Genomic DNA, 23,367 nt, shown 5'->3' with positions numbered 1-23,367 from the left:
TAAAGGGTAAGGTATTAATAAGCGATTTAGGGTGAACGATCCCTTCCGCCAGATAATCAGATAGAAGGGAGAGAGACACATGGAAATCGAACGCATTAATGAAAATACGGTGAAATTTTATGTTTCTTATCATGACGTTGAACGGCTAGGATTTGACCGAGAAGAAATTTGGTATAATCGAGAGCGTAGTGAGCAACTTTTCTGGGAAATGATGGATGAAGTGAATGATCAGGAAAATTTTCAAGCAGATGGACCGCTTTGGATCCAAGTTCAGGCTATGGACAAGGGACTAGAAGTGATCGTCACTAAAGCGCAGGTTTCCCAAGATGGTCAAAAGCTCGAACTCCCTAGTGATGAAGGTAATTCGATTGATGTGCCGGTTGATGAGAAATTAGAATCTTTACTTGATGATAAATATAACCAAACAGAACGAAACGATAAGGAAGACAATGGTGAAGATGATTCACAAGAAGAAGGTGCCTTTGAACCATTGAACTTTACTTTACGATTTAGTGAATTTGAAGATGTCATCCAATTAAGTCACTATATGATAAATGATTATAGGATGGACAATTCACTTATTCATTTTGAGGACACCTACTATTTATATATTCAATTCAATGACGAAAATATGAGTGATGATGAACAAGAAAATATTTTAAGTCAACTAATGGAATATGGACATGAGTCTTCTGTTACAATTTATCGTCTGCAAGAATATGGTAAAGTGATTTTCGCTGAGGATGCTTTAATGCAAATTAAAGATTATTTTCCAAATAGTTGATTTTGGCTGCACACTGAATGGAGTGTGCTTTTTTTTGTGCAAAAAAGAGGATATTATGACTAGATATAGAATGATATAGAGTGGAGGTGGAAAACTTGTTGTATGCGTATGACGACAATGGAAAGCTCAGTTCTCTATACCAACTTTCAAAGCAGCGTATCGAACAGTTAAGAAAGGAGAAAACATATTTTTGCCCGACCTGCAAAGAATCATTGCAAATCCGTTCTGGAAGGTTACACACAGCTCACTTTGCCCATTTTCCAAGCAGTAACTGTGAACGAAAACACCAGGGAGAAAGTGAATACCATGAGTCCGGGAAGTGGCTGCTTTACCAGTGGTTAACTCACCAAGGGTATGACGTTGAGTTAGAATTTTTTCTGAAAGAGACCAACCAACGACCGGACTTATTTTTTACAGTGGGCGATAAACGAATTGCTATTGAATTTCAGTGTTCAACTATTCCACCTGAGATCATCGAAAAACGGACGAAAAGTCTTAATGAAGCTGGAATTTTCCCTTTATGGATCATAGGAAAGAATCAATATCGACAGAAAGGGAAGCACCAATTATTACACACAACCTTTCACAGGTCCTTAATGTACTATTTTCACAGTAACTTCTGCATGTATTATTTAGATGTAAAAGCTCAAACTATAATTATTGCAGATCATATCCAGGGATCCTCAACTACTCTCTGCTATGCAAATCCTCGGTTTTACAGCCTTAAATCCGTTACATTCCCTCAACTATTCACCTCTGTTCCCTACCCTTCTTTTTCATACTTGAACATTTGGGAAAAATCAATGTATCATTTGCGCACAACCTATCATAGAAGGGTCGGAAGTGAGGAGCTTCAATGGCGTCAGTACCTTTACTTAAAGGGAAAACACTTTTCTTTAATCCCTTCTGTCTGCTTTTTACCTGTCCCGTCTCAGTCTATTTATCATGTCAAGGCTTATATGTGGCAAACACGATTTATACTTGATCACTTTATGGAAAAGCCAATTGGTGACGTGATTAATAATGAGCAAAAGGTAAGGTGTAAGACAATTAATCAGTACCAAGCTAATCCTATCCAAGAGTATATTCTTATGCTTGGAAAACTGGGCTTTGTTAAAAAAACTGGTGAAGGGGAATGGGTTAAACTAAAGGAGATCCAATTTCCAACTCATATTGATCAAGCCTTAGAGGAAGATAAAAGAGTAATGTTTTTTTTAAGAAGACAGACGAATGTAGTTTTGTAGGAAGGGATTTTGATTCAAAATAGAGAATTTTTAAGGGTAGCGAATTTTTAGAAGGAGGATGTACATGGCATCTACAACAAAACAATTACCAAAAAGAGAAGAGATCCCAGAGGAATTAACGTGGGATCTTAACACGATCTTTGCTAGTGATGATGAATGGTATAAAGAATTTGAAGAAATTAAAAAGCTTATTCCTGAAGTACAAGCTTTTAAAGGAACGCTTGGTAACTCAGCAGACCAATTATATGAACTGCTCTCCATACAGGACCGTATTTCTAATAAGATAGGGAAGTTATTTACTTATGCTCATATGCGAAGTGATCAAGATACAACTAATTCACACTATCAAGAGATGAATGCAAAAGCAGAAAGCTTGTTAACACAGGTTTCTTCCTCAATGAGTTTTATTGTACCTGAGATTTTGTCACTTTCAGAAGACACAGTGAAGCAATATATGAAGGAACATGACAAGCTCAAGGAGTATGAGCATACATTAAACGAAATTATGAGAAAAAAGGAACACGTGCTTAGTGAAGAGGAAGAGAAATTGCTTTCAGGCTTTTCTGAAATAGCATCAAATCCTTCTCAAACATTTGGAGCTTTAAACAATGCTGACTTAACTTTTCCTTCCATTAAAGATGAGGAGGGGAACGAGGTGGATCTGACCCACGGACGTTATGTCGGATTCCTAAAGTCAGAGGATCGGGAAGTTAGAAAGAATGCATTTAAAGCGATGTATGATACGTTTGGCTCTTTTAAAAATACGTTTGCTTCCACATTAGGCGGCCATGTGAAAAAGAACAACTTCTTTGCGGAAACGAAAAAGTATGAGAGCGCCCGTGAATCAGCATTAGATGGCAACAAAATTCCCGAAAAAGTGTATGATAACTTAATTGAAGCCGTAGAAGAACGGTTGCCGCTTATGCATCGATATGTCGAACTTAGGAAAAAGGTACTTGAGCTGGATGAGCTTCACATGTATGACTTGTATACACCACTCGTGAAAGATGCCGAAATGGAAGTATCCTATGATGAGGCAAAGGAACATGTTCTCAAAGCACTTGAACCTCTAGGGAAGGATTATGTGGACATTGTTCGAAAAGGACTTTCAAGCCGCTGGATTGATGTCGAAGAGAATAAGGGCAAGCGCAGCGGCGCCTATTCTTCCGGTCATTACGGAACAAAACCATTTATTTTAATGAATTGGCAGGATGATGTGAATAATTTATTTACCTTGGCCCATGAGCTTGGTCATTCCCTGCACAGTTATTACACACATAACAATCAGCCTTATCGTTATGGAAATTATTCTATTTTTGTAGCGGAAGTGGCTTCAACATGTAATGAAGCATTATTGAATGATTATATGCAGAAGCAAACAGATGATAAAAAAGAGAAGCTTTACCTGTTAAATAACTTTCTTGAAGGATTCCGCGGAACCGTCTTCCGTCAGACAATGTTTGCAGAGTTTGAACATGAAATCCATATCCAAGCTCAAAAAGGTGAAGCATTGACAGCTGATAAACTGACACAGCTTTATTACGACTTAAATAAAAAATACTTCGGAAATGATATTGTCATTGATGAAGAGATTGGCTTGGAATGGGCCCGAATCCCTCACTTTTATATGGGATACTATGTGTATCAGTATTCGACTGGGTATGCAGCAGCGACTACCCTGGCTGAGCAGATTCTAACTGAAGGGGAGCCTGCCGTTGAACGTTATATGAGCTTTCTAAAGGCAGGGAGCAGTGATTATCCAATAGAAGTGTTGAAGAAAGCAGGGGTAGATATGACTTCAAAAGAGCCTATTCTAAAAGCTTTGGACGTATTTGAAGAGAAACTTGATGAGATGGAACAGCTTCTTCTAAATTAAGTGAACGAATTTCTAAAGGTTATTCTAAAAAAAAAACGATCCCGTATCACCTCAGGTGATACGGGATCGTTTTTGGTTATTCATTTTATAAACCCGCGAAATTTTTTTTTATGATAGATGAGGGCAATAAACATATAAATGGAAACGAAAAGGAGAGGGGCAGTAATATATAATGGGAACAGGAACATTAATCCAAATATGTGGAACATGATCAACAAAATAAATAAGGGGATATAGCCCAAAATAACCCATCGTTTCATTTGTAGAAACCTCCTTTGTCATTATTTTATTAATTCAAGTGAAAATCAGAACAGCTCATTCTGTTATTTGGCATTTTTGTTAGGTATGAACTGGCCGGGTGGTTTTTGTATGACAAAGAGCACAGATATACAAGCTGATGAATAAAACATGTATATTTGTGTTCTCTTGGTTGGTGATATTCTTACAAAGGTTTCCGATTGTTGAGGGTGAGTTCCGTTATAAAAAAGGAGGAGGGGACGGGGCAACGGCTCGCTTTCCGTGGGCGAACATCGAGCCTCTGTGGGTCTCGACAAGTTTGGTGCTCCCACAGGGAGTCTCGCCGTTTCCCCGCCACTTATGATTATTAAGACGAACGGAACCGCCACCATTAGATAATGATAGGGTGAGGCCAATGATAAGAAATTACTTGTTATAGGTGCTTGCCTGTAAGAGGTTGTTCAAAAAGTCACCAAATGATAAACGGCGAATTTCTTCATTGCTCGGTTTTTCCGGTCCTCACGTATGAAAGTCATACGCTGTGGTCCTCAAACCTTTCGCGCCTCGAACTTCTTGTTTCTAATTTGGCAACTCTTTGAACACTCACTATAGGTGAAATCTCTGCAAAGTTTTATTTCTTACTAGCTGTTTTGTTGACGACCGAAAATAAGATAAATGCGTAAGAGGGTTATTCTCATCCTATAAGCACATGTGTTTGAAGATAACAATCCAATGTTTTGTCGGCTAATCAATGGTTCTAGGTGACTGCAGGCATATGAACGATAAAATTCCCATTATTTCTGCAATCAAAAAATATGTCTATTGACAACATTGTGAACATTTGCAGTTAAATCTTGTCTATCAGGGGATAGATTGATATGCTTAATTAGTGAAGAAATTCACAGCTTTAACTGTGCAGGTCACCAATACCCCTAAAAAAGGAAGCATAAGCAGTCATGTGCTAATGCTTCCTACATACGCTCCTATTCGAATTTTTACGGTCTCCTGTAACCGTTAACAAGTCAAGAACTGATATATTTCCAAAATGTTCCTTGTTTAACAGGAACTTCGCGCACCTTTTGCCGCAGTACTAGCTTCTTCAATTCTTTCTTTGTTTGCTGCTCTGTCCAGTCGTAGACAACGGAAACCTCTTTGTTTGCTACGAATCGATAGTGACATAAGAAATCTTCTAGTTCAGGCTTTACGGCTGGCCTTGGGTCCTTCTGAAGCATTTCTTTTAAAACTTTGACATATACATCATATGAATAAAGTCCGGTAATTTTAAGACCGGCATCTTCTTCGGATTCATTGAAGATGACCATGGTTGGTGTAGAGTCCACATCCATCTCCTTCGTTAATTTTAAATCACACTGAAGCGCTTTTCGTGCAGCATCAGCATGCAAATCTTTTTGGAATTCATCAACGTCTAAATGACTTTTACTTGCACATTCAATCAAAATGTTTTCATCAGATATATTTTTTCTTTCTAGGAATACATATTCTTGTACTTTTCTTAAGAAACGCATACCGGCTTTCTTCCCTTGGAGTTCGGCTGCTTTTACAGCTAGAGCAGTAACCAAAGGGGAAGAAACAGGGTTTTCCATCCATACATCCCCATCACAACACATGCCTGTGCGTGACCCTGTTTTGTCCCATACTTTCTTGAGGATTTCGCGCTTCTCTGATTTTAATTGTTGAAACGATGCTAAATTGCCGCTAATAATTGGGCGAATGGTAAAGAAGCGTCCATATTCGATCGTGAGCTTTTTTAAGAACGGTTCAAGTGACCAGCATTCAGGACAGAGGGGATCAATAAAAACATACATCTCAATAGGCCGCTTTAGAAGGTCAAAAAAACCACTTGAGGTTTCCTGTTTCTCTGAAGAGCTGCTCATGCTTTTCCAACTCACATCGATTCTCCTTTCTCATCTTCTGGTGTATTCATCATATGGTTGGCTGTCATCATTAACCGTTCAAACATGGCTTGACGATAAGGATTCTGAATGTCAGCTTCCTCGAGTGCTTTTGCCATACAGGACAGCCAGGCATCTTTTCTCTTAGGTGTAATCACAAAAGGGAGATGTCGTGCTCTTAGCATAGGGTGACCATGCTCTTGTATATATAGAGGAGGGCCTCCAAAAAATTGTGTCAAAAACTGTTTTTGCTTTCGGGCGGTTTCCGTTAAATCTTCTGGGAATATAGGGATAAGATCTGGATGCTTGCTTACGTGACTATAAAAGCAATCCACCAGCACATTGATCTTATCTTCACCTATAGCCTCGTAAATGCTGCCAGGCTTATCATTCATACGATCCCTTCCTTGTCTGTTTATTCATTTTAGCAACGCTGAACGTGAACGGCAACTATTCTGATTTTAGTTTAGCCTGATAGAACCTTTTTATTTTATTTTCTGTCTGCCTTTTAGGAATATGATAGGTACTTAAAAGCTCGTCAAATACTTTTTCACCTTGTTGCTTTGATGATGCTTCTAATTCCAACTCATAATCAGATTCATCATAATAAAAACTATGATCCAACACGATAAGCGTGTCCTTGTATTCGCGTTCTTTTCTGTGAGTTGTTAAAAACCCGATATAACGTAAGTCGCTTGTGGAAATACCGAGCTTATTTAATTGATTGTCTACGTTGGGAGCATCCGAAATTTGGTCGTTAATCCAGAGGTCAGCTGTTTCTTTGGACAGTTGATCATGAGTTTCTAGAAGCCCATCAGGATGAGGTTCCTTTAAAGTTACTGTCCATGTATCATTCTTTTGTCGTACTCTTAAAGCTGCGCCCTTATTTCGCAATTTGAGATCCTCTGTTTCAAAATAATAATTCGTTTGCTCAATACGATCAACTGTTTCGAAGGATAGGTGAGTGTAAAGTTTATAATATTCTTTTTCGGATAATAAATTTTTAAATTCAATTTCGATTTCTTGGGCCATAATGTGTCACCTCATCTTTAATTATGGTTTATATTAGGTTAGAATTGCAAAAGTTAGCCACTGATCACCTGAGTTAAATTCTGGTGATGGAATGAGATTATGATACAATGTTTGTGAGTCTAAACACACATATATATTATACAGATTGATACATAAAGGTGGTTCTCTTCGAATGAATTGGGATATTTTTATAGCACCTTATACGCAAGTAGTTGACGAACTTAAGGTTAAATTAAAAGGTATGAGGCAACAATTTGAATATGAGCGCGAGCAATCTCCTATTGAATTTGTCACAGGAAGAGTAAAGCCGAAGACAAGTATTATTGAAAAAACTCGCCGAAGAGGTATTAACCCTGAAGACATGGAAGAAGAGTTGCAAGATATTGCCGGAGTAAGAGTCGTTTGCCAATTTGTAGACGATATTTATTCTGTTGTTCATATGCTAACCAATCGTAAGGATTTCGATATCGTTGAAGAGAAGGACTATATTAGTGAGAAAAAAGACAGCGGTTATCGATCCTATCATGTGATTATTAAATACCCTGTTGAAACAATTCATGGGGAGAAAAAAGTGTTAGCTGAAATCCAAATCCGCACATTGGCGATGAATTTTTGGGCGACAAATGAGCATTCTCTTAATTATAAATACGCAGGAAAAATTCCGTCTGATATAAAGGCACGTTTAAAGCGTGCAGCAGAGGCTGCCTTTTTACTAGATGAGGAAATGTCAAAGATTAAGCACGAAATTCAAGAGGCCCAGAAAATCTTCAACCGTAAAGAAGAGCAAAAAAGACAAACGAAGAAATCATAGAGGGGTGGATAAGCAAATGAAGTTCTCTATACTCTCAAAAGGCGACAAAAAGTCGAATGAGATTCGCACAAAAATAAAAAGCTATCTGACGGAATTTAAATTAGAGTACGATGAGGAGGAACCCGACCTTGCGATTTCAGTTGGGGGAGATGGAACGTTACTAGAGGCTTTTCATACTTATGTACACCGCCTAGATCAAACGGCCTTTATTGGTGTGCATACAGGGCATTTAGGCTTCTATGCAGACTGGATGCCTGAGGAGCTCGAGAAGCTGATCATTGAAATTGCTCGAACTCCATTTCAAGTTGTGGAATATCCTCTGCTTGAAGTGATTATTAGACCAAAGAGTGGCGAAGAAGAAGATCGCTATTTAGCATTAAATGAGTGCGCGATTAAAACCTCAGAAGGTTCTGTCGTTTTTGATATTGATATAAAAGGAGATCACTTTGAAACATTCCGAGGAGATGGACTTTGTATATCTACGCCTTCAGGGAGTACAGCTTACAATAAGGCACTAGGCGGGGCCATCCTTCATCCGTCACTTGAAGCGATTCAAATTGCTGAGATGGCATCAATTAATAACCGCGTGTTTCGAACCATCGGCTCACCATTAATCCTGCCAGGCCATCACACATGCTTGTTAAAACCATTAAATGAGCGCAGCTTCTTGTTTACAATTGATCACATTACACGAACATATAAAGATGTAAAATCCATCCAATTTCGAGTTGCAAAAGAGAAGGTACGTTTTGCCCGTTTTCGGCCTTTCCCATTTTGGAAAAGGGTACACGACTCCTTCGTATCTGATGATTATTCTTCCTAATGCCATATCAGAAGACATGGGTCATTTCTCAAAAGTTTGAAGGGAAAACGGTAAAGGATTATTTAGTAGATGGAGCATCCTTTTCCAGGCAGCTAATGAAAAAAGTGAAGGGGGAAGGGCTGGTTTTAGTCAATGGTGGTCAAACATCTATGTGGACAAGGCTTACAAGTGAAGATATGATTACGGTCTTATTTCCGCCTGAAAAGCGTGCGGATGTGCTTGTTCCTGTATCTATCCCGCTACAGATTATTTACGAGGACGAGGACGTTCTAATTATTAACAAGCAACCTGGATTGGCCGTATCTCCATCGGCTAACCACCCTTCACAAACATTAGCGAATGGAATTATTCACTATTATGATTTGCAAAAGTATGACTATACTGTTCATATTGTAACAAGACTTGACCGCGACACGTCCGGTCTTCTCTTAGTTGCAAAACATCAATATAGTCACGGAAAACTAATGAAAGATCATCAAATCAAACGTTGTTATACGGCACTTGTTAAAGGATGCCCTGACCCTCGCGCTGGTTTGATTAGCTCTCCAATAAGGAGAAAACCAGGCTCAATTATAGAGCGGGAAACTTCACCTTTTGGAAAAAAATCAGCGACTGAATATAGGGTGGAGGAATGTTTCCATTCTGCCAGTTTAGTACATCTCATTTTGCGAACAGGGAGGACACATCAAATTAGAGTGCATATGTCCTCAATTGGCCACCCACTTGTTGGAGATACGCTGTATGGCGAATTCAATTCCTCAATGAGTGAAGGACATGCTCTGCATTGTCATCAATTAACGTTTATCCATCCCTTATCAGGAGAGGAGTTCTGCTTTCACTCCCCTCCGCCGAAAACATGGGATAAACGAAAATAAAAAAGCAGCTCCTGTTTAATAAAAAAGCAGAAGCTGGCTTTTTTATGCTGACCGTTTCTGCTCTTGTTTGGCCTTTACCCTGGTTTTTGATACCAGGGTTATTCTACCCAAAGTGATAAGAATTCTGCCGAAATTGCGAGAGATTCTGTCCGAATCTACGATGATTCTTCCTCAAGCAGGAAAGATTCTATCCAAACTAGCAGTGATTCTACCCATTCGCTGATTCGCCGAACCTCGCAAGAATTTTTCTAAGCATGATAACTGAACTTTTCTTTTATAAGCGGCATCGATGAGGGAACATTAACGATTTCTTCTTCAGGAAGCCGAAAAGCGGTTAGCTGATTGCCGAACACGCATCCTGTGTCAATATTTACAGTCAGATTGATAAAACGAGGTTCATATACAGGTGTATGCCCATAAACTACCCATTGATCCGCTTTATATGTTTGAGCCCAATCTCTTCTTTCAGGCCTGCCATCAGGAAGCTTCTCACCAGTGATATCCCCATACAGGACAAATGATTTGATTCGCTTATTTTTCTTCCCAATATCCTCGGCACGAATGCCTGCATGGGCTACGACTGCTTTTAATTCAGGAAGTTCCAGGTAAAGAGGTGCTGTTTCAAACAGTTCCATAAACATATGCTTGACGTTTTGTTGTTCATGTTTCGAAAGCTCGCGATATTCAGCTGTCGTCGTTTCCAGACCATGTTTTTCCTGAACAGGGTTTCCAAGAAAAAAGCGGTATAGCTTACTGCAGTGATTTCCTGGAACATATTGGGCAAGCTTTTCATCAATAACTAAGCGGTGAACGAGACGAATCGTGTTAATTGAATGGGGCCCCGGTCTGTGATGTCACCTAAAAAGACGGGAATACGGCCGTCAGGGTGGAAGGGCAGGTCATTTTTCCATTGATATCCCATTTTATTAAATAAAAGTGTAAGTTCATCCAAACAACCATGAACATCACCAATCACATCTACTTTCATTCACATACCCCCTTGCTCAAATTGATGTAGCATTTATAGATTTTCCCCTAGCCATTTCCGTATACAAAAAAGGCGGAGTGCTAAAAGCTTCTCCACCTTTTTGTACATTCATTCAAACATATACGTTCTTGTTCTGGATTTAACATTCAATACGATCCCGATCGCAAGCAAGTAGGCAAGTGTAGAGCTGCCCCCATAGCTTAGGAAAGGAAGGGGTAATCCTGTGATAGGCAGCAATTGTAAGGACATTCCGATATTCTGGAACACTTGAAAGGTGATCATTCCTACGATCCCTACAATGATGTAGCTGCCAAAGGAATCGTTACTTTCTAATGCGATTTGAATCATTCTGTACAGAAGTAAAAAGAATAAGGTTAATACTAGGCTAGCCCCGATAAAACCAAACTGTTCCGCTACTGCCGTAAAGATCATATCTGTATGACGCTCGGGAACAGATACTTCAAAGTTTCCGATTCCTTTACCCGTAAGCTGTCCAGAACCGATCGCAGTGATCGATTTAATCAACTGCAAGCCGTATCCTTGTGCGTATTGTTCAGGTTGCAGCCACCCATAAAATCGTGAATCTACGTGGGCAAATACAGATTCTTCTAAGTAGTTCGTTACACTAGTAAGGTTTAGAAAAAACATCAATATGGTAACACTAACGAACAATAAAGCCGATGCAAGTATGGAAATTAGAATCTTCCATTGAATACCTGATACGAGAATCAAAAAGCTAGTAATGGCAACGAGAACGAGGAAGGAACCAAGGTCTGGCTGCACAGCAATTAACCCCATAGGTGGGAGAGAAAGACCAACCAATTTTCCCAGTAATAAAAAATCAGATTTAATTGTCTTCGCCCGATGTTTTTCATTATGTGTGACAATGACATGTGCTAATGTAATGACCAAAAATACTTTTACAAATTCAGCTGGCTGTAAAGTGACACCGCCAGGAAGACCAAACCAGCTTGTCGCTCCACCTGATGTGACAATCATCTGGGGGGGAAGTTGAAAAAGAGCATTAAAAGCATTAAAATTCCGAAGCCATACAAAAACCAGACGAGTTGATGCAGGCGGTCGTAATCCATAATCATAACTACGGCGGCACCTATTCCGCCTAACAGATACCAAACCATTTGTTTTAGGTAGGAACCTTGATCCGCAGATCCTAAAAGTGGGTCTAGTGTATATAAAGTGAAGCAGCTGGTAATTCCTAGCGCAATAACAACGAAAATGATCGTATAATCTATTGGCGAGGTATGTTGATTTTCATTCATGTATGTTCCCTTTCTCTAAATCAGTCTGTTAAACTCATGTATAATAGTAAGTGTACATCATTCAACCATTTTTTTTAAGTCACGTTTTTCATTTTAGAAAAAGAATCGACATTCATTGACAAAAGTATGACGTACAATTAACATAAAACAAGTTTCGATGAACAAAAGGGAGGGAGATGTTTGGAGCATTTAGATGACCGAGAACGCCAGGATGTATGGCAAACGATTCAAGATGCTCTTCTCCATGATCATATAGACCAATTTAGAGCAGAGTTCCTTGAACTTCATCCATATGACCAGGCAAAGATCTTTCAAGAGGTAGCTGATGATGTTCGGCTGCAAATCTATACGTACTTATCCCCTGAAGAAGTTGCCGATGTTATGGAACATATCGACTTTGAAGAAATTGAGCCATTTTTTACTGAAATGGATCCTAGATTTGCGGCCCAAGTTTTCGCTGAAATGTCTACAGATGATGCGGTTGATATTCTTAATGAATTGGATAAGAACAAAGTGGCCAGTTTTTTAACAATTATGGATGACGATGCAGCAGATGAAATTAAAGATTTGCTTCATTATGAGGAAAAAACGGCCGGTTCGATTATGACGACCGAATTCGTTGTGGTGAAAACAGGTATGACGATTCGTGAAGCAATGCTTCATTTAAGAAAAGAAGCGCCTGATGCGGAAACGATTTATTATACCTACGTCATTGATGAAGATAAACGTTTAGTTGGTGTGATTTCGCTTCGTGACCTTATTATATCAGAGGAAGACTGGTATATATCCGATGTGATGAGTGAACGTGTGGTTTCCGTCCCTGTTGGTGAGGATCAGGAGGAGATTGCCCGCATGATGCGTGACTATGACTTTCTTGCTTTACCCGTCGTTGATTTTCAAGACCATTTACTTGGAATTATTACCGTTGACGACATTATGGATGTCATGGAGGAAGAAGCGAGTGATGATTATTCTAAACTTGCCGGGATCTCTGATGTAGATTCTCCAGATGAAAACGCATTTGCTTCAGCAAAAAAACGACTGCCATGGCTCGTTATCCTTTTGTTTCTTGGAAGTTTAACAGCTAGCTTGATAGGTCGTTTTGAAAATACATTAGATCAAGTAGCGATTTTAGCTATATTCATCCCATTAATTGCCGGAATGGCTGGAAACACGGGAACACAGGCGCTGGCTGTGGCTGTTCGCGGGATTGCTACAGGTGAGATTGATAAGCAAGGTAAATTTAAAATGATTATGCGTGAAGCAGGAACAGGATTGATTACGGGGGTAAGTTGCGGCATTATTATTACGGTTATAGTCTATTTTTGGCAAAATAACTTTTATCTCGGGTTATTAGTCGGGCTATCGATTATGGCCACCTTAATTGTGGCGACATTGGCGGGTTCACTTGTACCGCTTGTGATGCATCGTTTTAATATTGATCCGGCCGTTGCTTCAGGTCCATTTATTACAACGATTAACGATATTATATCAATCTTGATTTATTTTGGGATGGCAACTGCGTTTATGAATCTGCTTATATAATCAAAAACCCCGGAACCTTATCAAAAAGGGACCGGGGTTTCTCTATTCTTTGGCTAATTTATCGCGATCGGGGGATTGCGGTGGATTCTCCAGCCATCCGTTATCGATCATAAGTTTAGCTCCATCCTCAGAGTACTTAGCAATTTCGGCTGTAAGGCGTGTGTATTTTAAAGGAATGTCCCTTCTCATTGATGTAGACATGCTTGTTCCATAATAACCGATTCCAATGGCGATCAGCGCTGTAACGTGAAACATCATCAGTTTGTCGGAAAAAGGTGCAGTAGTTGATCTAGTCACTTCTGAATCCCATGTAACGGCTGATGGTATATCATCTTCAGTTAATATTGAGCCAAATACTTCCACGTGCTTAGCTGCAATTTTTTTACCTCTTCTCATGTACTGGGTTACTTTTTTTGATCTAGCAACTTGGCTGAATCCCATTAAAACCGCTACTCCTAAACTGTTTCGTTGAATATTGTCATACAGATTGGTTATTTCTAAAGAAGTCAAAGGTCGTCTGTCACCAAACCAACCTGTAAGGAAATCACGGTTTGACACAAAATCGACTTGTTCAGGATAAGGAATATAAGGGGGACGAACATAAAGTCCTTTTGATAATAATAAATGGTTAGCTTTCTCATGGAGATCGCCATATTCCTTCAAGCACTCAAAAAAATAAGCATGAATATCTGGTCGTGCTGACAGAGCTGTAGATACACTGTGTGCATTCATCCCCAATTTTCCAATCTGTTGGGCATAAAACAACATAAATGTGTCCGAAAAAAGCCTTGGTGCATCCACGTGTACATCATCCTCAGTGAAGCCAACGGGAACGGGGAAGTTCTCATTCTTACACATCGTTGTTAGCTTGTGGACGTGGGACTCTGCTACCTCCAAATTATATTGTAACAGGCGGCGGATATCGTCATCTTCAACATGTGCCAAAAAATAACGAAGGACACAAACCGTTAATGTATCGTTTTGATAAGATCCCCATATTTGTGAGATCTCTGCTGAAGTTAATCTAGTGTTATGGTGAATTTCCATCTTTAATTCTCCAATCAAGTTTAATCCTATTGAATCGTGTTCCGGACGATTTTGTCACGGTCAGGGGCTAATGGGGGCTGCTCAAACCAACCATGATCGATCATTAACTGTTGTCCATGATTGGAATATAAACCAATTTCAATAATGAATTTTTCGTATTTGACATGAATATCGTGTCGTAACGTTCTTGACATCGATGTTCCGATATTTTCTAACCCTATTTGATTTGCCAAACTAGCATGATACAGCATTAATTTGTCACTAAACGGGGCTACTTGTGAATCTGTGACGCTCGAATCCATCAGTGTAGGGCTAGGTATATTATCGTTTGTAAGTAAAGCTCCATATTGTTTTATTTGCTTATTTGCAAGGTCTCTTCCGGTTTGGAATAACTTTCTTAACCTTTTTGAAGAAGCGACTTGACTAAACCCCATCATTAAGGCTTTTCCTAAAATATTGGTTGAAATATTTATAGATAAGTATTTGATCTCAAGAGAAGCTAATGGACGGCTTTTCTTAGAAAAAACAGAGGTGAAGGAAGTGTTTTCAACAAAATCCACCTTTTTGGGGTAGGGAATTTTCGGTGGCTTGCTAATCGTTCCTTTCTTAAGCAGGAGATGGGTTGACCGTTCATATATTTCATTTAATTCACGAATTCCTTGTTGATAGAAATCGATAATATCTTGACGTATGGAGGTCGTTAAAGCTCTCGTATATTGTCCATACGCGCTAATACTCATCTGCTGAATGTAAAATAGTATATAGGTATCTTCAAATAAGCGGGGGGCGCTTTTATTTATATCTGACGGACCAAACCCATCTGGCACAGGGATCTCTTCCTTAGTAAATAATTCCGCAATTGTAGCTAGGTGTCGCTTAGAGATCCCTTGATTGAATAAAAGGAGATCTTTAATTTCATCATCTTGGACGGTTGCTATAAAATGTTCAAACATACAGGAAGACAATGAATCTCCCATGTAGTTACTCCACAAATCACCAAGCTCAGCAGCATTGAGTTGTAAGTGCTGTTGATGTTCAAAAATTTGGTCTTCGATTTGTTTATCTTTATCTGAAGGATGTTGCGTTGAGTCCATTCTTTCCATCTCCTCTCAAGCGATTTAAATAGGTGAGAGTCCTGCCTACATATGTAGTTGTAGTTTGCGTAGACTTACTTCACATTATTCTTATAAAACTATTTGTGGCAATTGAGAAAATCCCTTACTATACACAATTAACAAACGTGACATCGACGGCTGTTTAACGCCTTTTTAATGGGCAGAGACTGTTGATTATGAATTGTAATTTCAAAGTATGTGTTATAAAATAGCAGCAGGTAATAATAACAAACCATAATACTTAGTAGAAAACCTCAAGGAGGACTTGGTTATGATAGGATCTTTAGAAGGACGTACCTATGTGGTCATGGGCGTTGCCAATAAACGCAGTATTGCATGGGGGATTGCGCAATCATTAAATAAAGCAGGAGCACGACTGATTTTCACTTATGCTTCCGAGCGGTTTGAAAAACCTGTCCGCGACTTAGCGAACACACTTGAAGGACCTGAATCCTCATTTTACGAATGTGATGTTACGAATGACGAGGCGATTGATCAAACGTTTGCAGCGATTCAAAATGATGTAGACGTCATCCATGGCCTAGCCCACTGCATCGCTTTTGCTAACCGTGAGGAACTAAAAGGGGAATACGTGGACACAAGTCGCGATGGATTTCTTACCGCACACAACATCAGTTCTTACTCACTGACTGCCGTAGCACGAGCTGCCAAGCCAGTCATGTCTGAAGGCGGAGGGATTGTTACACTCACATACCTTGGCGGAGAAAAAGTTGTCGAGAACTACAACGTCATGGGGATAGCTAAGGCGAGCCTGGATGCTAGTGTGAAATATTTAGCGAATGACCTTGGGAAACATAAGATCCGTGTCAACGCCATCTCCGCAGGACCGATCCGAACGCTGTCAGCCAAAGGAATTGGTGACTTTAACAAAATTTTAACTGAAATTGAAGAGCGTGCACCGCTCCGTCGTGCTGTCACCCAAGAAGAGGTAGGCGATACAGCCTATTTCCTGATGAGTGATCTGGCAAGAGGAGTTACAGGTGAAGTGATTCACTGCGATTCAGGATATAATATTGTAGGTTATTAACAAAGAGGCCTGGTTCTAATGAGTAGCATTAGAACCAGGCTTCTTTTATAGTTGAATCAATTTCATACTTTAGGTCCCATGTGCGTCCCACAGGAAAGCGAGTCGTTTCCCAGCCACCCCGAGCCCTCATGCCGTAACGGGCTAAGTGTCTCGGTTCTGAGTCTTCAGGATAAGGGGGCGATGTGGAGCAACACTGATAGAAAGTGATCAAACTTCTTTATAAAACGCAAACTAAAATCTGCTGGATAAGAATCCATTTTGAACCTTTTCGGAAAAGAGCCTTCTATTTTGCCAGTCTTTGGCGTTTAAAAAGAGCAATTATGAAATTGATTCAATTGTAAAATCGAATGCGCAAATATTATTTCGGGTTGTTTTCACATTTATGAAAAAACTGAGTTGAATATTGATTAGAACGGCTGGCGTCCTATAATATTTCCTAAACAATGAACATGGGGGCATACCAGTTCGCGCACATGAAATGCTATATAGGCATATATATAGAATGACGACCAAATGAAAAAAGGAGAGATCCCTAATGGCAAATAGAAGGAAAAACGCTAAGCCTCCTGTCTTGTATATTACGCAGCCTCACTTAGATCCAGTCGAAATATCGATGCAAACGAGCTACCATAGTGAAACAAAAGAGAACCAATCGAAAAGCCAACCAGAGAGCGAATCGAAGGGCGAGCCAAGGAGCGAACCAAAGAGCGAATCTACAAGTCAACGATATTCAAGTTTTGAGAAGCAGTTACGCCAAAGAGTTCCTCAAAGTCAAAATACAAAGAAAAAGTCACAATCAAAACAAGAAGTTGAAGCAGTTAAGAGTAAGGCTGATCAAACTGAAGAATCAAAAAAAGCGGAAAGCAATCGTGATCGCCGTCAGAAGTTCCGTGACATGACGATTGAAGAGAAGGTGAACTATTTTATTAGTCTGCCAGCCCAAGTTCCTAAAATGAAATGCGAAGTAAGCACACCAGGAGAGGGACAGATCCGAGGGTATATACAGAGATATGAAGAGGGAATGGTTTATATGAAGACCTTTCAAAAGCCGTTCCAAAAGGAAGTCGCACTTGAAGATATTCAATCCATCCGTTTACTGGGTTTTTAAAACATAGAGAATGCTGCACCTAACTTATATTATCGACAGTAAAAAAAGCTGATTAATTCGTTATACACTAAGAAGATGACCTCGGTCTTAACCGAGGTCATCTTCTTAGTTCTAGGTTCATTGCCGTTTTTCGAAAAACTAAAGTGGAAATAGGGTTGGCCTGCTATTGGACTCTTGACTCCTGTTCATGGGTGAAAACTGTACACAAACAATTGAAAAATAGACTATTATCAGTAACACTCTTATTCTTCTTAAGACATATACTATATAAGAAGAAAATAGGAGGTGGATTTGTTGAGTAAAAATAAAGACTTTGAGAACGTCTCAAGTCAAATTGTAGATATGATCGTTGGTTCAACATTAAAAAAACATGGGGTAAAGTTAGACCCAGATAAAATAGACCCAAAAGAGAAAGAAGAATTAAGAAAGATAGTCAATAACCTACAGGAAAGTGTCGATGCATTCACTAAGAAAAAAGACAAAGAGAAAGAAGATTAATATCACTGATTATAGGCATGGTTGCTAGGAATAAGCCTTATTTAGCAATAACTCAAACAAAATAACCACTATAACCCGGATAACTAAACACGGTTATCCGGTTTCTATGTGTGCGCCTAATGAAGTCAATTGGCCTATGATGTGCTTAACCCTGAATTTCACTATACTACCGTAACCGATCTTTACGTACGGTGTACATCTCTTCCTTCTCTTCGATTAAAGAATCAAGAAAATAGGTGAATATGGCGAGACAATCACCCTTCCCTTTTGAAGCTACCAACGTAAGATATATTAAATAGCAAGAAGGAGGTGACGTAATATGGCAATGTCAAGTTATGATAAAAAATGCCAAATCATGAGGTTAGAAAGAGAAGCTTATAATAAACAATCACCAGTTAAATGCGACGATGTGTGTTATGAAGACATGTACCAAAATGATACGTGTTATAAAGATAAGTACTACAATACGTGTAATACGTGTAAAAAGGATAAAGAAAAGTGTCCATGTCCTAAAAAACCATATGAGTGGAACGCCCTAGATCCAACAAGTGACCATCCCTTTGGAAATACTATCGATCAAGATGCGAATGCACAATTGAAAAACATCCAACAATCCTTCGAATCCATTGTTATCAAAGATTCATGTGATATCAATGTAAGCACGTCTGATACCCAGGTAGCAGTAAATATTCAGGTGGCTATTCAGGCTGCGATTGCCTTGATTGTCAGCATTTCAATTGCAGATAGTGAGAAGGCGAACACGATCACACAAGACCTAAATTCACAATTAAAATCCAGCCAGGTTAATAGACAACAAACTTATATCGAAAATTCTCGTGGAGTAACTGTAACGACAGACGATTCAGATGTAGCAGTTAATGTTCAAGTAGCACTACAAGTATTGGTTGCATTGGTGATTAGATTAGGTATTTTGTAATGATATAGTTGAACAGGTAGTGTGTTCTCAAAATTGGGAATAACCTATCTTAGGGAGATGCCTTACTTCTAAAGTTTGGCATCTCCTTTCTCTTTTTTTATTGTAAAATTGAAAAAAGGGCAGCATCTAAAAAGCAAGTGGATGCGTGCTTTTTTTTGTATCGTTCATAGCATAGTCATATTAGATATAGAAGTTAGATTTAGAACGGTCAAGACTTAGCCATGGAGTGCTCGGCTAAGACGACTTGCGGCTTTCGAAATAATCCTTCTTGGTGGCAGCACCAATAAAAAAGGACGGGTATTTGGCTGTAATCTCTTAGACAAGCGCCCTTTTTAATAATATATCGTACAAACACCGCCATCTGTTTTTCAATTATTCATAGAATAGATTATTAAGAAAAAGAACTGATAGAATGCTGGTTTTTCACATTCAGATTACCTGAAGTGGATCGGCATTTAAGTAATCTTAATGAACAAGTTGAGCGTGAAATTAGCTATAAAGAAAATGAAGTACAGAAGAAGTAAAAGCAAGGGAAGTAATGAACAGACATACAATAAATAAAAAAGGTAACTACGGCTCAATGCCGTAGTCACCTCTACAAGTGTATAATCACTTTCCGTCTTTTTTGGATAATTATAGTGCAGAAATTGCAGGCAAGCAAGTTACATGGCAGAAGCATTTTAGATCGACTGTGATGCAAATCCCTGTTGCACTTAAATCTTCCGTTTCTTGTTCTGCAGGACATTCACAGCCACAATCAGATCCTGTTTCAGGTGAAAGAAGCAATTCCAATGTTGCACAGCAATCGTCATCTACATCTTTTACACGGAAGAAGAAGCTTTCTTTAACGTCGAAGTTATTGCTGTTATCCTCACAGCGTTTTCCTCCGAAACCTTTGAAAGGTTTACAAGTTCCTTCACAGTATAAGATAACAGGGATCGTGTCGCGACCGTTGCCTCCCATGGTACCGCCTACCAAATCATCAATTGACTGTTTGCAGCCATAATCACAACAGTTATCTCCGGCTACCTCGTCTTGTGCTGCTTTAATGTCTCTAAGGATATCGCAAACACAATCTTTGAAGTCGCACTTATCGAAATCATAATCTTTTTCTTTTCCTCTACAGCCCATTCTTTTATCTCCTTTCTAATTTCCAAACGTATTGACGTGATGTCCTTAATAGACTATGTAATTGTGCCCTTACGGTGTGGGCAGCTGACTGATTTATAAGAATTGGCATGGAATTCTTGAGGATTGGGCTATTGACTATACCGAGTAAGGAAACCAACCATAAAATATCAATGACTTTTAATAAGGAGATGAAGAGAATGTCTGAAAAGAAAAAAGTGATCCATGTTAAAGATCTCATTATAAAGGCAGATAACGTGGTTATTGAACCACAGCGAGACCACGATCGTTATGACCCATTCTTCGGAGGACGTCGGAAGAAACGTGATGAAGAAGATGAGAAAGGGAAACATCATGATGACGAATCGAGCTCTCGCGGAGGGTTTTCTTGGCTCTAATTCATTATAAGGCCACTACATGGTAGTGGCCTTTTTCTTACGAGTGAGGGAGGAATAACCATGGATATTGGATGGTTTGATTTATTGATGTTGATTTTTGCCAGTTTTCGTTTTACACGCCTTATCGTGGATGACCTCATTCTTGAATGGATACGGCAGCCGTTTTTAAAAGTCGTCACAACCATGGATAACAATGGTCATAAAGAGGAATGGCTTGAACCTAAGGGGATGATCGGTGAACTCATTAGTTGCCAGTGGTGTGTAGGAGTCTGGTCAGCTTTATTAATGACAGCAGTATACCTATTTGTTCCTTATGGACAGGTGGCGCTTCTGATTTTGGCAATAGCTGGTCTGCAATCAATTATTTATGAATGGAGTGAACGGTAATTGTAAAAAAACAAAAACCCCTCATTGAATTGTTGGGAGAAATAGATGAAGAAATGAGACGCTCAAATGGTGTCATTAAACAACCGGAGAAGCGGTTTAATGGATGGCAACATGATTTTGATGAATGGGAAAAACGATTCTCGAAAAGATTGACGAAGCTTGAAAGTGAACTCAATAAGCAAATGAAAAAGCTGGAGCATTATTTTGAATAAATAAACGAAGGAGAGGAATACATTTTTGAAAACAGGGTATTAATCAAATAGGAAGGAGGAGGTTTATTATCGGGTATATTCTTCCCATTGCACATTATCAATATATGGATTATCAAAAAAGGGCCACACAAACCGAACGATCTCCTTTTGCCTTAGAACCTGCTTTTAAAGTGGCATTGGATCACAAATTAAAAGATGACCACGAGCCTAAGGAGGAAAAGCGGAAAGAGTACACAGAGAAGCAACAGAATTTATATACTCCTGCTACCGTTCATTATCGTAATCCTAATGTTCCTTTTGGTGTGCAGGAAAAATTTTATTCTAGAATTACAGGAAAAGGCCTTCATTTTAGCGAAAAGATATAGGAAAGGTTCTCCTGTCTACGAAGTGCAATCTTTTAAAACGAGGGGCTTTTGCTATGTCATTTGAACAAATCAACGACTACTGCTACTACTATAATAGTGCTGTTAATATCGGTTATGTACACGATGGGGAAACAGGTCTAATTATTGACGCGGGAATTGATACTCCCTCAATTAAAAAGATGCTCAAGGAACTCAAGGAAAGAGAGCTTCCGTTGACGCATCTTTTTATTACCCATGCTCACGCAGATCATTATGGTGGTGCTGCCCACATTCAAAAACACTTTAACATAAAAACGATTGCCCCTGTATTCGAAGAAGCTATTTTGCGAAATCCAATGATTGAACCTCTGTATTTATTTGGTGGAAACGATCCCTTACCGGAATTGCAAAATAAATTTTTACAAGGGCCGAAGATGGATGTGGATGAAGCTGTATCTGAAGGGACTTTGCAAGTCGGGGCATTACATGTTGAAACCTATTTATTGCCGGGGCATAGTTATCATCAACTCGCTCTTCTTACCAAGGGAGTCTTATTTGCGGCAGATTCATACTTCAGTGAATCGCAATTGCAAAAGCATAAAATCCCTTACGTAACAGACGCAGACGAAACACTTAAAAGTTTAAAAAGGCTTCTGACTATTTCTTGTGATGGGGCCTTGCCAGGACATGGCGTGTATGAAAGAAACTTCAAAGATACAGTCAAGGCTAATGTTCATTACCATAACGAATTATTACAATGGGTTGAAACCTACCTGCAAAATTACCCTGAAGGTGTAAGCCATGAACAAATTGTTTCAGCTATGTGCAATTACTATAATGTAAACGTTCAGCAGTTTTCTCAATGGCTTTTATTTAGAACGGCCGTCACAGCTTATTTATTAGCTTTGAAGAAACAAGATAGGGTGATCGATAAGATCGATGAATACCGCTGGATGTTCTTCCCCCCTAATAAGGCATAACAAAAAGTTGTTCTCCTGGTGTATATTCCGCCATGAGCACCTGGTCCACACGAGAAATGTTCTGATTGCGTAGTTCTGTTTTCAGCCAACTCTCATCAAACCCGGACTCTTTGAGGTTATCCCACAGAACTTCGCCATCACTTATAAAAATACTCGATAAGGAAACAGCGGACAAGGGAAGATTCAGGTCTTTCTTTGTTGGAGTTTGTTTATCAGATGTCTTCAATACGGAGATCGTACCGTCCGTTTCGAGAACCGCAAATTGGACATCTTTTATTGAAAAAACATCCTTAGTGCGTAACAAATGCTGAAGCTGGTTAATATCAAGCTTATTTTTCTTCAGCTGTTGCTTCATAATTTTCCCCTCATGAATTACAAGGGAAGGACTTCCCTCAAGTAAGCTTCTAGTCCCCTTAAACTTTTGAGTAATCATTTCAGTTAGATAAATAAGGATACCCCAAAGGATCACTGCAAAAGCAATTTTGGCAATACCAACTTCATCGTCATAAAGCGCATTTCCAACGAGTTCTCCTAAAACTAATGCGGAAATAAAATCAAATGCTGTTATTTGGGTGATTTGCGTTTTCCCGAGTACTTTTGTTACAAGAAAAAGGGCAACGAACCCGAATATAATTTCTACGAACATTTCCAAGTAGTCCATACCATCACCTGTCCCTCAAACTTCTAGTCTAGCTAACATTCTGGACGAGAAGGAGAATTTTTATACAAAAAAAGACCTGCCTGTAGAAAAGGCAGA

25 protein-coding genes and 1 pseudogene are annotated in these 23,367 nt (G+C 39.2%); 15 read left to right on the top strand and 11 right to left on the bottom strand.

Annotated features, from left to right (window positions below; genetic code table 11):
* Window positions 1–79 precede the first annotated feature (79 nt).
* The 3 genes from mecA to pepF all read left to right on the top strand — a co-directional run bounded on the left by mecA (window position 80) and on the right by pepF (window position 3,904).
* Complete coding sequence (mecA, locus tag MUO15_RS06445) at window positions 80–784, top strand: adaptor protein MecA (RefSeq protein WP_245034494.1); 705 nt, start codon at window positions 80–82, stop codon at window positions 782–784.
* A 95-nt stretch (window positions 785–879) separates the two neighbouring features.
* Window positions 880–2,028 carry a competence protein CoiA gene (locus tag MUO15_RS06440; protein WP_245034492.1) on the top strand — a complete coding sequence of 383 codons (1,149 nt, stop codon included), beginning with the start codon at window positions 880–882 and terminating at the stop codon, window positions 2,026–2,028.
* A gap of 64 nt (window positions 2,029–2,092) precedes the next feature.
* Window positions 2,093–3,904: an oligoendopeptidase F gene (gene pepF, locus MUO15_RS06435; RefSeq protein ID WP_245034490.1), complete on the top strand. Its 1,812-nt coding sequence runs from the start codon at window positions 2,093–2,095 to the stop codon at window positions 3,902–3,904.
* Between the two features lie 80 nt (window positions 3,905–3,984).
* Here the strand turns inward: pepF and MUO15_RS06430 are convergent, their stop codons facing one another.
* The 4 genes from MUO15_RS06430 to MUO15_RS06415 form a co-directional block, all read right to left on the bottom strand.
* Window positions 3,985–4,164 carry a hypothetical protein gene (locus MUO15_RS06430; RefSeq protein ID WP_245034488.1) on the bottom strand — a complete coding sequence of 60 codons (180 nt, stop codon included), beginning with the start codon at window positions 4,162–4,164 and terminating at the stop codon, window positions 3,985–3,987.
* A gap of 999 nt (window positions 4,165–5,163) precedes the next feature.
* Window positions 5,164–6,051 carry a ClpXP adapter SpxH family protein gene (locus MUO15_RS06425; protein ID WP_305853282.1) on the bottom strand — a complete coding sequence of 296 codons (888 nt, stop codon included), beginning with the start codon at window positions 6,049–6,051 and terminating at the stop codon, window positions 5,164–5,166.
* A complete protein-coding gene (locus MUO15_RS06420; protein ID WP_245034486.1) occupies window positions 6,048–6,449 on the bottom strand; it encodes a globin domain-containing protein in 402 nt (133 codons plus the stop codon). Before MUO15_RS06420 ends, MUO15_RS06425 begins: the two co-directional genes overlap by 4 nt.
* A 55-nt stretch (window positions 6,450–6,504) precedes the next feature.
* On the bottom strand, window positions 6,505–7,086 hold the full coding sequence (locus MUO15_RS06415; RefSeq protein ID WP_245034484.1) for a CYTH domain-containing protein: 582 nt from the start codon (window positions 7,084–7,086) through the stop codon (window positions 6,505–6,507).
* 172 nt (window positions 7,087–7,258) lie between these two features.
* On the opposite strand from MUO15_RS06415, the gene MUO15_RS06410 reads away from it, so the two are divergent.
* Genes MUO15_RS06410 through MUO15_RS06400 form a run of 3 tightly spaced genes read left to right on the top strand, consistent with a single transcriptional unit; the run spans window position 7,259 to window position 9,595 of the window.
* On the top strand, window positions 7,259–7,897 hold the full coding sequence (locus MUO15_RS06410; RefSeq protein ID WP_245034482.1) for a GTP diphosphokinase: 639 nt from the start codon (window positions 7,259–7,261) through the stop codon (window positions 7,895–7,897).
* Between the two features lie 16 nt (window positions 7,898–7,913).
* The gene (locus MUO15_RS06405) at window positions 7,914–8,720 is read left to right on the top strand and encodes an NAD kinase (RefSeq protein ID WP_396266325.1); all 807 of its coding nucleotides are present in this window, start codon (window positions 7,914–7,916) and stop codon (window positions 8,718–8,720) included.
* Window positions 8,720–9,595 (top strand): RluA family pseudouridine synthase, encoded by an 876-nt coding sequence (locus MUO15_RS06400; RefSeq protein WP_245034478.1) that lies wholly within the window; start codon window positions 8,720–8,722, stop codon window positions 9,593–9,595. Before MUO15_RS06405 ends, MUO15_RS06400 begins: the two co-directional genes overlap by 1 nt.
* Before the next feature lie 248 nt (window positions 9,596–9,843).
* On the opposite strand, the pseudogene prpE reads toward MUO15_RS06400, so the two are convergent.
* The 3 genes and pseudogenes from prpE to MUO15_RS21875 all read right to left on the bottom strand — a co-directional run bounded on the left by prpE (window position 9,844) and on the right by MUO15_RS21875 (window position 11,863).
* A pseudogene (gene prpE, locus MUO15_RS06395) lies at window positions 9,844–10,583 on the bottom strand (bis(5'-nucleosyl)-tetraphosphatase PrpE).
* A 108-nt stretch (window positions 10,584–10,691) separates the two neighbouring features.
* On the bottom strand, window positions 10,692–11,582 hold the full coding sequence (locus MUO15_RS06390) for an FtsW/RodA/SpoVE family cell cycle protein (RefSeq protein WP_318036199.1): 891 nt from the start codon (window positions 11,580–11,582) through the stop codon (window positions 10,692–10,694).
* Window positions 11,579–11,863, bottom strand: a complete 285-nt coding sequence (locus MUO15_RS21875; RefSeq protein WP_318036198.1) for a hypothetical protein — start codon at window positions 11,861–11,863, stop codon at window positions 11,579–11,581. Before MUO15_RS21875 ends, MUO15_RS06390 begins: the two co-directional genes overlap by 4 nt.
* A gap of 180 nt (window positions 11,864–12,043) precedes the next feature.
* Between MUO15_RS21875 and mgtE the strand changes: the two genes are divergently transcribed.
* On the top strand, window positions 12,044–13,408 hold the full coding sequence (gene mgtE / locus MUO15_RS06385; RefSeq protein ID WP_245034476.1) for a magnesium transporter: 1,365 nt from the start codon (window positions 12,044–12,046) through the stop codon (window positions 13,406–13,408).
* Window positions 13,409–13,450: 42 nt separating this feature from the next.
* Here the strand turns inward: mgtE and MUO15_RS06380 are convergent, their stop codons facing one another.
* Both MUO15_RS06380 and MUO15_RS06375 read right to left on the bottom strand, forming a co-directional pair.
* Window positions 13,451–14,455 (bottom strand): DUF3231 family protein, encoded by a 1,005-nt coding sequence (locus MUO15_RS06380; RefSeq protein WP_245034474.1) that lies wholly within the window; start codon window positions 14,453–14,455, stop codon window positions 13,451–13,453.
* 26 nt (window positions 14,456–14,481) lie between these two features.
* The gene (locus MUO15_RS06375) at window positions 14,482–15,549 is read right to left on the bottom strand and encodes a DUF3231 family protein (RefSeq protein ID WP_245034472.1); all 1,068 of its coding nucleotides are present in this window, start codon (window positions 15,547–15,549) and stop codon (window positions 14,482–14,484) included.
* 292 nt (window positions 15,550–15,841) lie between these two features.
* On the opposite strand from MUO15_RS06375, the gene fabI reads away from it, so the two are divergent.
* The 4 genes from fabI to MUO15_RS06355 all read left to right on the top strand — a co-directional run bounded on the left by fabI (window position 15,842) and on the right by MUO15_RS06355 (window position 19,161).
* Window positions 15,842–16,618, top strand: coding sequence for an enoyl-ACP reductase FabI (gene fabI / locus MUO15_RS06370; protein ID WP_305853280.1), 777 nt, complete (start codon window positions 15,842–15,844; stop codon window positions 16,616–16,618).
* Window positions 16,619–17,153: 535 nt separating this feature from the next.
* The gene (locus MUO15_RS06365; RefSeq protein ID WP_245034470.1) at window positions 17,154–17,726 is read left to right on the top strand and encodes a CotO family spore coat protein; all 573 of its coding nucleotides are present in this window, start codon (window positions 17,154–17,156) and stop codon (window positions 17,724–17,726) included.
* A gap of 291 nt (window positions 17,727–18,017) precedes the next feature.
* Entirely contained in the window at window positions 18,018–18,224 is a 207-nt protein-coding gene (locus MUO15_RS06360; RefSeq protein WP_245034468.1) for a hypothetical protein, read from the top strand.
* A gap of 424 nt (window positions 18,225–18,648) precedes the next feature.
* Window positions 18,649–19,161: a spore coat protein gene (locus MUO15_RS06355; protein WP_245035880.1), complete on the top strand. Its 513-nt coding sequence runs from the start codon at window positions 18,649–18,651 to the stop codon at window positions 19,159–19,161.
* 633 nt (window positions 19,162–19,794) lie between these two features.
* Here the strand turns inward: MUO15_RS06355 and MUO15_RS06350 are convergent.
* A complete protein-coding gene (locus tag MUO15_RS06350) occupies window positions 19,795–20,292 on the bottom strand; it encodes a CotY/CotZ family spore coat protein (RefSeq protein ID WP_245034466.1) in 498 nt (165 codons plus the stop codon).
* 197 nt (window positions 20,293–20,489) lie between these two features.
* On the opposite strand from MUO15_RS06350, the gene MUO15_RS06345 reads away from it, so the two are divergent.
* The 4 genes from MUO15_RS06345 to MUO15_RS06330 all read left to right on the top strand — a co-directional run bounded on the left by MUO15_RS06345 (window position 20,490) and on the right by MUO15_RS06330 (window position 22,610).
* On the top strand, window positions 20,490–20,687 hold the full coding sequence (locus tag MUO15_RS06345) for a hypothetical protein (RefSeq protein WP_245034464.1): 198 nt from the start codon (window positions 20,490–20,492) through the stop codon (window positions 20,685–20,687).
* Window positions 20,688–20,747: 60 nt separating this feature from the next.
* Window positions 20,748–21,074, top strand: a complete 327-nt coding sequence (locus MUO15_RS06340) for a DUF1360 domain-containing protein (protein ID WP_245034462.1) — start codon at window positions 20,748–20,750, stop codon at window positions 21,072–21,074.
* Window positions 21,075–21,127: 53 nt separating this feature from the next.
* Window positions 21,128–21,286 carry an MBT domain-containing protein gene (locus MUO15_RS06335; protein ID WP_245034460.1) on the top strand — a complete coding sequence of 53 codons (159 nt, stop codon included), beginning with the start codon at window positions 21,128–21,130 and terminating at the stop codon, window positions 21,284–21,286.
* 418 nt (window positions 21,287–21,704) lie between these two features.
* Window positions 21,705–22,610, top strand: a complete 906-nt coding sequence (locus tag MUO15_RS06330; protein ID WP_245034458.1) for an MBL fold metallo-hydrolase — start codon at window positions 21,705–21,707, stop codon at window positions 22,608–22,610.
* Here MUO15_RS06330 and MUO15_RS06325 read toward each other — a convergent pair.
* On the bottom strand, window positions 22,597–23,271 hold the full coding sequence (locus tag MUO15_RS06325; protein WP_245034456.1) for a DUF421 domain-containing protein: 675 nt from the start codon (window positions 23,269–23,271) through the stop codon (window positions 22,597–22,599). The two genes, MUO15_RS06330 and MUO15_RS06325, sit on opposite strands and share 14 nt — an antisense overlap.
* Between the last annotated feature and the right edge of the window lie 96 nt (window positions 23,272–23,367).

This window comes from Halobacillus amylolyticus (assembly GCF_022921115.1).
Classification (GTDB): Bacteria; Bacillota; Bacilli; order Bacillales; family Halobacillaceae; genus Halobacillus_A; species Halobacillus_A amylolyticus.
The sequence above is the reverse complement of the archived record's forward strand: the minus strand, read 5'-3'. Positions and strand labels throughout refer to the sequence as shown.